The sequence below is a fragment of the Paraburkholderia unamae genome, assembly GCF_003096875.1.
GTDB lineage: Bacteria > Pseudomonadota > Gammaproteobacteria > Burkholderiales > Burkholderiaceae > Paraburkholderia > Paraburkholderia unamae.
Genome location: NZ_QEOB01000016.1, coordinates 126,973 through 138,728 on the forward strand (window position 1 = coordinate 126,973; position 11,756 = coordinate 138,728).

At 65.3% G+C, this 11,756-nt stretch carries 7 protein-coding genes; 2 read left to right on the forward strand and 5 right to left on the reverse strand.

The window, feature by feature from the left end; all coding sequences use genetic code 11:
• Positions 1-18: 18 nt before the first annotated feature.
• A complete protein-coding gene (locus C7402_RS30095) occupies positions 19-1,905 on the reverse strand; it encodes an SPFH domain-containing protein (protein ID WP_244314973.1) in 1,887 nt (628 codons plus the stop codon).
• 260 nt (positions 1,906-2,165) lie between these two features.
• Here C7402_RS30095 and C7402_RS30100 point away from each other — a divergent pair, with 260 nt between their 5' ends.
• On the forward strand, positions 2,166-3,578 hold the full coding sequence (locus C7402_RS30100; RefSeq protein WP_116613220.1) for a sensor domain-containing diguanylate cyclase: 1,413 nt from the start codon (positions 2,166-2,168) through the stop codon (positions 3,576-3,578).
• Between the two features lie 236 nt (positions 3,579-3,814).
• Positions 3,815-5,140, forward strand: a complete 1,326-nt coding sequence (locus C7402_RS30105) for an MFS transporter (protein WP_208949028.1) — start codon at positions 3,815-3,817, stop codon at positions 5,138-5,140.
• Positions 5,141-5,161: 21 nt separating this feature from the next.
• Here C7402_RS30105 and C7402_RS30110 read toward each other — a convergent pair whose 3' ends face one another.
• The 4 genes from C7402_RS30110 to C7402_RS30125 form a co-directional block, all read right to left on the reverse strand.
• The gene (locus C7402_RS30110; RefSeq protein ID WP_112173535.1) at positions 5,162-5,959 is read right to left on the reverse strand and encodes a sulfite exporter TauE/SafE family protein; all 798 of its coding nucleotides are present in this window, start codon (positions 5,957-5,959) and stop codon (positions 5,162-5,164) included.
• Positions 5,960-6,113: 154 nt separating this feature from the next.
• A complete protein-coding gene (locus tag C7402_RS48060) occupies positions 6,114-6,668 on the reverse strand; it encodes an H-NS histone family protein (protein WP_112173536.1) in 555 nt (184 codons plus the stop codon).
• Positions 6,669-6,903: 235 nt separating this feature from the next.
• Positions 6,904-10,386, reverse strand: a complete 3,483-nt coding sequence (locus C7402_RS30120; protein WP_116613221.1) for an ATP-binding protein — start codon at positions 10,384-10,386, stop codon at positions 6,904-6,906.
• 3 nt (positions 10,387-10,389) lie between these two features.
• Positions 10,390-11,640, reverse strand: a complete 1,251-nt coding sequence (locus C7402_RS30125; RefSeq protein ID WP_116613222.1) for a metallophosphoesterase family protein — start codon at positions 11,638-11,640, stop codon at positions 10,390-10,392.
• Between the last annotated feature and the right edge of the window lie 116 nt (positions 11,641-11,756).

Here is an 11,756-nt window from a genome sequence, read left to right on the forward strand (position 1 = left end):
ATAGATAGGGCTGCTGCGTTACCACGCCTGCTTCACGCCTGCCGCCGTGACCGGGTTCAACGCGCGCAGATCGATGGTCGCGCGGTTCCCGCTCGCGAGCCGGTCGTCGATCACCGTCACGCTCGCGTCCTTCAGGCCTTTTTGCAGGCTGTGCAGGTAATACTCAAAGCCGAATGCCGGGCCGCCAAGCTGCTGCGCGATCACATCGGCGTCGAAAGCGATCTGCTGCACGCGCGCGGCGGCCAGCGTGTCCGCCGCGTTCGCGCTTCCTTGTGCGACCGTCCCGATCGCCTGCTGCCGCGCTTGCCCGAGCGCGGCCGCCGCGAAGCCGCGCGCCTGCACCACGCTCGCCTGCGCGCGGATCTGCGCGGCCTGCACGCCGTGATACGCAGCGGCCGCGCCTGCGGGCGGATGCACGCTCTCGATCACGACCGCCACCACCTCGACGCCGCTCGCGAGCCGGTCCAGCTCGTGCTGCACCGCGGCGCGCAGTTCGCCGGCCATGGCCGTTTGCGGCGTGTCGAGCAGTGCTTGCAGCGTGCGGGAGGCGAGATAGCGCACGACTTCGCGGTTCGCGATCGAGCGCACGGTGGCGTCCATGTCGACGGCGCGGTAAAGCGAGGCGCGCGCGGCCGCATCCGAGAGGCCCACGCGGTAATCGAGCCGCACGTCCGCGCTGACGATCTGGAACGCCTGCTGCTCGCCGCTCGTGCCCGCGATCACCTGCGTCGTCTCCCAGGGATGCTGCACGTCCCACAGGCGGTTCAGTTGCGAGGGCGTCTCGCCATCGGCGGAAACCGGCGGCGCGGCGCGACTGTTGTCGTTCGCGCTGCCCGAGACGATCAGTTGACGGATGGCGCCGTTGTCGATCACGCGCGCGCGGCCGAAGGGCCAGGGCAGGCCGACGTGCAGCCCCGGCTGCCACACGGCAACGGGCGCGCCGAAGCGCTCGTACACGGCACGCTGATCCGGGCCGAGAATCGCAACGCCGCCCAGCAGCCAGCCTGCCGCCACCATCGCCACCAGCGCGGCGGGCAGGAGCCGCACGACGCTTTGCAGCGCCCAGTTCTGCCGCAAGTCGATGCCGTAGCGCATGCGCAATTGCGCATTGAGCGCGGCAAGCGGGTGGGGCTGCCATCGCAAGGCGCAAGCGATGGCGCTGCGCAGGCGCCAGGCCTCAGCGGGCGGCGCCAGCGTCGCGAGCGCGGCGCGCGCGCCGAGTTCCAGCGCGATCGCACCGGTGAGCACAGCCAGCGCACGCACGAGCCACGTAAGCGATTCGCCCGTGTACGCCAGCGCCGCCGCGCACGCCGTCATGCTCAACGCGGCGGCGAGCACGACGCGCAACAGCCCCGCAAGCGTGGCAGCGGCGTGCGACTCCTCTACGCGCTGCGCATGGAAGCGCTCGGCTACCAGCGCAGCGAAAGCGATGAGCAACGCGCCGGCGCCCGCAACGAGCAAAGGCGCGGCCCCGCGTTGCGCAGCGGGTAACGCATACGCGGGGCGCATCCACGCATAGACGTTGAGCATGAATGAAACGAACGCGGCAAGCGGCACGACCCACCCTTGCCACGGAAGCGAAAGCAGCAGGCCGCGCATTTCCGCGACTTGCGAATCGCGCCGTAGCGCGAGGCGCGCAACGTGCAGCAAGGTCCGGGTGGCGGGCTCGCCGCGAGGCGCGCGCGAAGCCGGCAAGCGCGTGCCGAAAACGGCGATGAAAAGATTGAGGCACGCGCTCGACAGCACGGCGCATGCGCGCGCATCGACCGGCAGATCCGGCACGAGAGCGAGCACGCCGAGCACGACGCCCAGCGCCAGCGCGACCCAGCCAAGCCGCGCCTCGCCCGCACGACCGGAGAGCCAGCCATCGGCTTCGCGGCGCTCACCCGATACGCGATGCATCATCAGTGATCCTTACATCTGAATTACATGAGGCAAGTCCGCACGACGCATTCACCAGTTTCACCAATCGGGCGAGACCCCAATGTGCGCGCCCAATGTAGCGCGCTCGAATACGAAACTCAATATTAGCGGGCTCGTGCATCCGTGCCCCACTAATGACCAATTCGGCGCACAATGAGCTGCGGCCCGGCTGCCGAACGTATCGCGCGTCGGCTCCATGCCAGATGGTTTCCCGACCGAACCCCACACCCGCAACGACCCAAATGGACGGCTTGCTGATCGGACCGGCAACACGCAGGCAGGCGATCTTCGCCAGCGTCTGCGCATTCGCGATCCTGCTCACGCTCGCGCTCGCCGCGCCCCGCGCGCGCGACACGCTGCCCGCCATCGGACCGTTCATGCCGATGTGCGCGCTCACGGTCTTCACCACCTCCGGCATCGCCGCGTTTCTGCTCGGCGCGCGCTTCGCGGCCACGCGCGTGGCCATGCTCGCCGCACTCGGCGGCGCGTATGCGTTCACGGCCATCGCCGTCGCGCTGCAACTGCTGATGTTTCCGGGCGTGTTCGCCCGTGCCGGGCTGCTCGGCGCGCTCCCGCATAGCGCTGCATGGATGTGGGTGTTCTGGCACGGCGGCTTTCCGCTGTTCGTGATCGTGGCCGAGCTCGTGCGCAAGCGCCTGCCCGGACCCGCGTTCACGCGCGAGCGCCTCGACGCGCGCGGCTGGCTGCTGATCGCGGCGCCCGCCGCGATCGCCGCCCTGCTTGGCGTGCTCGTCACCCATGTCGATCTCGCTTCGCCGTTTCATGACGTTGAGGCTGTGCCCGCGCTTGCGCCGGGGGCGGCGATCGCGAGCAACACTGCGGGTCTCGTGATCTGCGCGCTCAATGTCATTGCCATCGCACTCGTGCTGCTCAAAGGGCGGCTGCGTCTCGTGCTCGATTTGTGGATCGTGGTGGCGTTGCTTGCCTCGCTCGTCGATACCTCGCTCAACACGCTCAGCATCGAGCGCTTCACGCTGGGCTGGTATGTCGCGCGCGTATTCAGCATGTTTGCGCCGGGCGTGCTCGTGTGCGTGCTGGTCTGGGAAGTGACGGCGCTCTATCGCCAGCTTGCCGAAGAACATGCCTCGCTGATCCGCGCCGCCGCGCGCGACGCGCTCACGCGCGTCTATAACCGCAGCTATTTCGACGAGCAGTTCCGCGCGGCCTTCGATCGCGCGACACGCAGCGAGCAGCCGCTCTCGCTCATCATGATCGACGTCGATCACTTCAAGCACTACAACGACGCCTTCGGTCACCTGCACGGCGACGCGTGCCTCGGCGCCGTCGCCGGCGCGCTTGCCAATACCCTTGCGGACACCCACGCGGGCGGCCCGCGCCCGTCCGCCGGTTTTGTCGCGCGCTACGGCGGCGAAGAATTCGCGCTGGTGCTGCCGGACACCGGCGCCGAGGAGGCCGCCGCGCTTGCGGAGCGCGCACGCCAGGCCGTCGAGCAACTCGGCATGCCCTCGCCCGCCTCAGGCGGCCTCGTTACCGTGAGCGCGGGATGCGCCACGCGCGATGCGGTCGTGGCCACTTCTCCCAACGCGCTAATCGAAGCCGCCGACGCCGCGCTCTACGCCGCCAAGCACGCGGGACGCAACCGCGTGAGCCATGCGGGCGCGAGCGTGGTTTGAGGCGCTCCCCGAACGCTCGCCTGAAGCATGCGTCGTTTGGGTTTCAACCAGGTGCCTCCATGTCGCCGCATCAATAAGCTGCGTGCTATGGCATGCGTTGCCAAGGCATCGATGCATGCACACCTTGTTCCCCACATGCTTTCAAAATGTAATGAGGCCTCGGGATGTCCATTGAAAAATCGGCGGAGATTGCCGCCCGCTTCGACCGGCTACCGCCGTCACGCACCGTCTGGTCGATGGTGATTCTGCTTTCGCTCGGCGGCGTATTCGAGTTCTACGATCTGTTCTTTACCGGGTATGTCGCGCCAGGCATGGTGCATTCCGGCCTCTTCACGCCGGAGTCGCTCGGCTTCTTTTCGGCGCTCGGGCCGCTCAAGGTGGCCGGTTTCGGCACCTTCGTGTTTTCGACGTTCGCCGGGCTCTGGGTGGGCGCGCTCGCGTTCGGCCAGGTCGCCGACCGCTTCGGACGCCGCATCATCTTCACCTGGTCGCTGATCTGGTACATCGTCTGCACGGCCATCATGGCGTTTCAGACCTCCGGCCAGGCGCTCAATATCTGGCGCTTTATCGCGGGCATCGGCATTGGCATCGAACTCGTGACCATCGACACCTATATTTCCGAACTGATCCCGAGCCTGGAGCGCGGCCGCGCGTATGCGGTGAACCAGTTCATCACGTTCAGCGTCGTGCCCGTGGTCGCGTTTCTCGCCTTCATCCTCAAGGACACGCACCCGATCGGCCTCGACTACTGGCGCGTGGTGATCCTGATCGGCTCGGTGGGCGCGGTAGTGGTGTGGTTCCTGCGCCGCCACATTCCCGAAAGCCCGCGCTGGCTCGCGCGCAACGGGCGCGTGGAAGAAGCCGAGCGGATCGTGGCCGATATCGAGCGCCGCGTGGCCGCCGAAAAAGGCGTGGCCTTGCCGCCGCCCGGTCCGATCGCGCTCGAAAAAGCCGGGCGCGGCTCGCTCGGCGAAGTGCTGCGGCCGCCTTATTTGCGGCGCACGGTGATTCTCTCCATCTTCAACATGGCGCAGGTGATCGGTTTTTACGGCTTCGCAGCATGGGTGCCCACACTGCTCATCGCGCGTGGCGTGCATATCACGCAAAGCCTTGCCTACGCATTCGTGATTGCGATCGCCAATCCGTTCGGGCCGCTGCTTGGCGTCTGGTTTGCCGACAAGTTCGAGCGCAAGACGCAAATCGTCGGCGGCCTGCTGGTCATGGCCGTGGTCATCACGCTATTCGCACAGGCGACGCAGCCGTGGGTGCTTATCGTGCTCGGCGTATTTTTCACGCTCGCTTCGAACGTGATGTCGTATGCCTATCACGGCTATCAGGCCGAGCTTTATCCCACGCGCATCCGGGCGCGCGCGGTGGGCTTCGTGTATTCGTGGAGCCGCATCGCGGCCGCGTTCGCGGGGCTCGCGATCGGCATCCTGCTGCATCATTACGGTGTGCCAGGCGTGGCGGTGTTCATCGGCGCCTCGATGCTCGTGGGCATCGTGATGATTCTGCTCGGCCCCGTCACGCGCGGCCTCTCGCTCGAAGCGATCAGCCATTGAATGCCGCGTGGTTCGCCGCCGTTAGAACAGCACGTGCGACTTGACGATCATTTGCGCGGCGGCGGCGAGCACGCACACCAGCACGATCATGCGAAACGCGAGCGGATGCAGCCGGTCGCGCAACGGGCGAATGATCAGCATGCCCGCGATGGCGGGCAGACTGGCCGCCGCCGAAACGGCGAGATCCGAGAGATTCGCGTGTGCGCCGTGACTGAAGGTCGTGATGAGCGTGATGACCGACACCACGAGAATGATCGCAATCTGCTTGGTGAACGTACGACCCGTCGCGCCCGATGCGATCAGGTACATGGCGAGCAGCGGCCCCGGCACGGCGGCAATGCTTTCCATGAGCGCGGCCCCGAAGCCGAGCGCGAAACCCACCGGCTTGACGAGCGCGGGCGCGAGCGTGAAGCGCGGCGAAACGAGCAGCAGCACCGCCGCGACGATCAACGCCACGCCCGAAGCCGCCTGGGCGTGATGCGGCTCCAGCGCGATCAGCACCGATACCCCGAGCACATTGCCAATGACCGTGCCGATTAACGGCGCGGCGATATTGCGCAAGGTCGGCAGCATTTCGCCGCCTTCGAGCGCCTGCGGAATATTGCCGAGAATGATCGGCATCGACAGCAGAAGCACCGCTTCCTTGACCGGCAGAAAATGCGTGACGATCGGCATGGCCACGAGCGGCACGCCAATTCCGGTCACGCCCTTCACCATGCCGCCCAGCACGAGCGCAAGCGCGATGCCGACGAGTTCAGGCACGCTGAGCGATTGAAGGTGGGGCACGAGAAGGCCGGAGGCCAGGGAAAAGCCGGACATCGGGTATGGAATGAGTAATCGGGTAAGGGAGTGGGCGTATTTTCGCGCCGCACATGTGAAAGTGGCCGCGGGCGTTAAAACGCCGGCGCGGCCACCTGCTCGCTAGTGATTCTCGCTTAATCGCGAGCGGCTATCTGCTAACGATCTGCTAACTTCAGGCAGCTGCTGCCGAAGCGCCTTGCGCCGCTTTTGCAGCGGGCTTGCGGCCCGCCGTTTTACGCGCCGCCTTTTTAGCGGGAGCGGCCTTTTTCGCCGGTGCGGCCTTGGCGCGTTTGGCCGTTGCCGCGCGCTTCGTTGCGGTCTTTTTCGCCGCCGCCGACGTGCCCGAAGCGGCGCGCGTTTTTTTGGCCGGCTTCGCTGCGCCATTTGCCGTACTATTTGCCGCACTGCCGTCGATCAGGAATTTCGAGCGGTCTTTCACGTCGCGAATCCACAGCGGGGCGCGGCCGCGGCCCGTCCACGTCGCACCGGTTTTCGGATCGGCGTATTTTGCCGCGACCGCGCGCTTCGTTGCCGTTTTGGCGCTCGCGCCCGGCTTGCGGCCGCGTTTCTTGCCGACGAAACGTTCGATATCGGCGAGATTCAGGCCGTGTTTGGCCATCAGTTCGCGAATTCTCGCGAGTCCGACCGAAGCCTGCTTTTCGACGATCGTTTCAGCCTGCTTTTGCAGTTTTGCAATCTTCAATTGAATTGCATCCAGGGTGACCATGTACACCTCCTTATTCACGATATTTTACGGACACCCTTCAGACTTCATTGGCAGATCGAAATACGATCCCGGCCTGCCGGGGCGTCACGAAGGACAGGGTGATTATGATGTCAAATCACACACACTGGCAATTTTAAACACATGAATTGTGCTGCAAAACACGTTTTCTGATCAGACTATTGATTGTGGCGCAAACACCGCGTTTGTGAATTCTGTTTGCGCAACTTTCACGCCGCTACGCCACGGCTCGCGCGCGTTGCAATTCGACGACATTGACCCGTGCGCCGAATACCTCGCGAATCAGCGGCAAAAGATGATCGTGGTGCGTGAGAAACAACACCTGGGTTTTCGCGGAAAGATTCCGTAATGCCTCGAAACCGGCTTTTGCGCGCTCGTCGTCGAAATTGATGAACAGGTCGTCGGCGACGAACGGCAACGCCGCCTTGCTTTGCAGCTGCAATTCCAGTGCCGCGATACGCAGGGCAAGAAAAAGCTGGTCGCGCGTGCCTTCGCTCATGCCATTCACTTCCACGCTTTTACCATTGCCGCGGCGCGCGTGCAGCGCGGGCGGATTGCGTTCCGTGTCCACGACGAGGCGCGCGAATTCGCCCAGCGTGAGACCGCTGAATATTTCTCCCGCGCGGCGCAGCATCGGCCCTTGTTTCTGGTCGCGATAACGGTCCGTTGCCCATTTGAGCAGCCGGCTCGCCGTCGCGGCTTCGAGATATTGCTCCGCGGCTTCGCCCATTGCGCTCAGCGCCTCCTGGCGTTTCGCTTCCGCGAGTGCGGCGTTGGCCTGTCCGTTGATCGCGTCGAATGCCTGGGCGGCCGTCACCTGTTGTTGCAGGCGCTCGCTCAATATCCGGCCGCGCGTTTCGAGTTCCTGCTTGACCGTTTCCAGCAGCGCCGGCACTTCGGCAATCGGCTGCTCCGCGATTTCCGCCGCGATGGCTTCCTGCGCGAGGCCATCCCCCTCGCGCACCAGCATGTCTCGCGCTGCCTCGATTGCGTTTGACAGCGTGCGGCGTGCGTCCGAGCGCTGCGCGAGCGGCAGGGCCGCGTCGATTTCGTCCACACCGGCCAGATTCAGGATCGGCTCGATGCGCGCCTGCGCGCCCGCCACGGCCGCGGCGGCGTCGGCTACGCGCGTGCGCGCGACCTGCACGTCGGCCTCGGCCTGAGCGAGCGATTTCGCCGTCTCGCGCGCCGACGCAAGGCGCGATGCGAGCCGGCGCGCCAGCTCGATTCCGTCGCTTTTCCCGCCATTTGACGCGAGCCAGTCGGGCGCGAGCGCCTCGGCCAGCCACCGCGCGTCGGCGTCGAGTGTTTGCAATTGTGTGCGGATCGCGCGAATGCGATTGCGGGGTGCTTCGGTGTCCGAAATCGCGGCCGCAACGCCATTGGCAAGCTCGACAGCGCCTTCGGCGGCCGCGAGCGTCGCGGCCCGTGCGCCGAGATTGGCTTGCACGAGCGCTTCGCGCCACTGCGTTTGCCACTTTTCGTAGGTATCCTGCACAGTCGCGAGGCGGGATTGCGCGGCTTCGTCGGCCCGCTCGGCGTCGCGCAACTGCGTTTGCAGACCTTCGCGCTGCACGGCGCTCTTTTGCGCCGACTGCACGAAGGCTTCGGCCGCGCCTATCAAGCTCGCCAACGCGTCGCCTTCTTTGACGTCCGACACCACGCGCAGCGCAGCGAGCAGCGCCGCGTGCGCTGCCGCGCGCGAGGCCCGGCGCGCTTCGAGGTCGCTCGCGCGCCGGTCGCATTCGCTTTGCGCGGCGAGCGCGGCTTCGCGATTCGCAAGCCAGGCGGCCATGTCAGCAAGAGGCATGCCCGGCAATTGCGCGCCGTCGGCAATCCGCTTCCACGCTGCGTAAAAAGCGTCGAGCTCGCGCTCGCGTTCGCCCGTGGCAGCGCGCTTGCGTAGACCGTTCTCGCGCGCCGCTTCGAGCTGCTGACGCAGCGTCTGCAATCTGGCCGCCGCCTGCGAGGTGCCGAGCTGCGCGTCGATCAGTTCGTCGGCCAAACGAATGGCATCGTCGACCGCCGGCGCGCCTTCCGCGAGATGAATGCGCGCCTGCTTGACGTCATCCCACGCGCTGTCGCGACGCGTGCGCGCCGCTTGCACTTCGGCGCTCGTGACGACCTTGTTGCCCTGCGTAAAATGCTTTTCTTCCAGGTCGAGGCGGCCGATCTCATCCGACGCTTGCGCCGCCGCTTCTTTCGCGGCAGCCAATGCGCCCATGCGCTCGTTCTCCTCCTTTTGAAGCGCGGCAAGCCGCGTGACGGAAGGCAGATCGAGCGCGCGCAGCGCCTCTACCGGCTTGCGCCACTGTCCGAGTTGTTCGAGCTTCTCGCCGAGCGCGCGTTGCGCATCCTTGAATTCGCGTTCGAGTGCGCTTTCCTGAATTGCGCTGTTGCGGAACTCGCGCGCGATGTCGAGCGCGGCCTGCAACGCATACGGCACGTCGATGCCAGGTAGGCGCGCCAGTTCGTCCCGCAATTGCGCCAGTTTGCGCGCAAGTTCGTCATGCGCTTCGCGTGCGGTCGCGAGCGCCTGTTCGCGCACGCCATGCTCGCGCAAGAGATTCGTCACCGTCTTTAGCGCGAGTGCGCCGGGCAGCGCGGCGCGCAGTCCCGCTTCGTCGGTTGGCCAGTCGAGCTGCGCGGCGGCGTCGAACGCCGCGTCGAGATGGCCCTGTATTTCAGTTTCGCGCACGACCAGTTCGCGAGGATGCTTCACGCATACGCCGCGCAAATCATCGAGCGCATCGATTTCCGCTGCGACTGACAGGGCCGCGCGATCGGGTTCGATCGCATCGCGCGCCGCTTCCTTGCCTGCGAGATCCGCCTGCCGCGCTTCCTGCACCTTGCGCTCGGCGGCGATGTCGGCTTGCGCCTTGAGCAGGTCGGCATACGCCGTTGGCGGCAAATCGATCACGTGGCCCAACTCGGCCAGCGCATTCTGTTTGAGCAAAAGTTCGCCGAGATACGGCGCGAGCCGTCGCACGCGCTCCAGTCTGGAGCGCTGCGATTCGAGGCCGCGTTGTTCGGTCCGCAGGCTTTCGATGGCCTGTTCGATCGTTTCCAGCGCTTCCTTCTTTTCGACCCAATCGCGCGTGCGCACCTGCGCGGCCCTCAGTTCGCCCGTTGCCTCCGTGAACTGCGTTTCCGACTGTGCATACGCACTGCCACTGCGTCGTGGCGCCCAGAGTTCGGTCGCGCGATTTTCCAGTTCTTCGCGCACGGGGCCGAGGCTCCCTACGCCGGCGGCCGATTCGAACAGCACCTGACCGAGTTTGTCCGAGGCGTCGAGAATACTGCGGCCGCCTTCCACGAGCCGCGCGTGATCGAGGCCGAACATCTGTTCGAAAAATTCCTTGCTCGCGCCGTCGAGAAACGCGGCGAGAAAATCATCCGGCAGTTTGTCGTCTTGCGGCGTGCGCAGCGAATTGCGGCCGCGCGCGCGATGAAACCGCTGCTCGCTCGCGCCGTTCTCCAGCGCGCCGCCTATGCGCAGTTCCGGCGTGTTGTGGAGAAAGTCGAGCGGCGTTTGCAGGCGCATGCCGAACAAAAGTTCCGACACAGCGGTACGCACCGTGGATTTGCCTGCTTCGTTCGGCCCCACGATGACGTGGAAATCGTGTGCCGCGTGCGGGAACGGCAAAGTCGTATCGGTGAACTTGCCGTATTTGATCAAATCGAGTTGCTTCAAACGCATGGCTTATTCCCCCGTGGAAAGGCGCGCGAGCAGCGCAGGACCCACCTGCTCCACCAGCGCGGCAAGCTTGCCGTCGCGGGCCAGTTCGAGCAGCGGCGCGTCTTCCTTGACTTCGCTGCGCACCTTGCCGACAAAGGGGCGCAGATCGCGTTCGAGCAGCGCAAGAAATTCAGGGTCTTGTGCGGCCGCTTCGAGAATCTGCTTGAGATCCGCGAGCGCTTCGAGTTGCTCATTTTGCGAGGCGGCCGCATCCGCCTCGCTGGTTTCGAGCCTGACCTTTTCCAGCCACAGTTTTTCGTTGCCGATGATGCCGATCTGGTTGAGCACCTCCGCGCGCAATTGCGTGGCACGCCCGAAGAAAAGACCGTGGGCCGGCGACTTGCCGGTCACCGTCACGCGCACGGCGCGCGGAACATGAGGATCGACGTCCAGCAGCGCTTCAAGCGATGCACCGATCTTACGCGCCAGATCGGCAATGCTCAGACAGTCGCTTGCATCGACGTGCACCGACTCCCAGCGCAGCACGTCGAGATAAAGGCGCTCGACTTCGGTGCGGCCGCCCTCGACGGTCACGAGCACCGCCCCGCGGCGGCCCGTCTCCCGGATGTGCCGGCCCTGCAAATTGCCGGGAAATACGATGGTCGATTGTTCCGTCCACTGCTGGAACTCGTGCACGTGGCCCAGCGCCCAGTAGTCGTAGCCCTTCGCGTTCAACTCCGCGCGCGTGCACGGCGCGTAGCTCGCATGTGCGGCATAGCCTTCGAGCGCGGTATGCAGCACGCCAATGTTGTAGTGCCCGGAAACCGGCGCCGGATAGCTCACGGCGAGATTCTCGACCACGGCCTTGTCCTTGAAACTCTGGCCGTGCAGCGCGACTTTGAATTCGTCCAGCCGATGCGTTTCGGGCTTGCGATGATTGAACACGACCACGTTGTCGGGCAGCGTGAGTTTCTTCGTCATTTCGCTTTCCGCGTCGTGGTTGCCCCACAGCGCGAAAACGCGAATGCCGGCCTTGCGCAGGCGCCCCATTTGCTGGCCGAAATAAATGCCGGTGTTGTGGTCTTTCCAGTCGCCGTCGTAAAGATCGCCTGCAATGATGACGAAGGCCACCTCTTCTTCGATCGCGCGATCGACAAGCAGGCGCAGTGCCTCGCGCGTGGCGTTGCGCAACTGCGCGGCGGGCGCGTCGGGGTAGGCGCTCAGTCCGTGTAGCGGGCTGTCGAGGTGGATGTCTGCCGCGTGGATGAACTTCACGACGAGTCCTCTTTTGTGTTTCGTGGCGCTGATTGGAAAAAAGGGCGATGCCCGCTGAATTGCGCAAGCAGGCGCGCATTGCGGCCCAATTTTAATCGACATGCACGGTCGTGCTT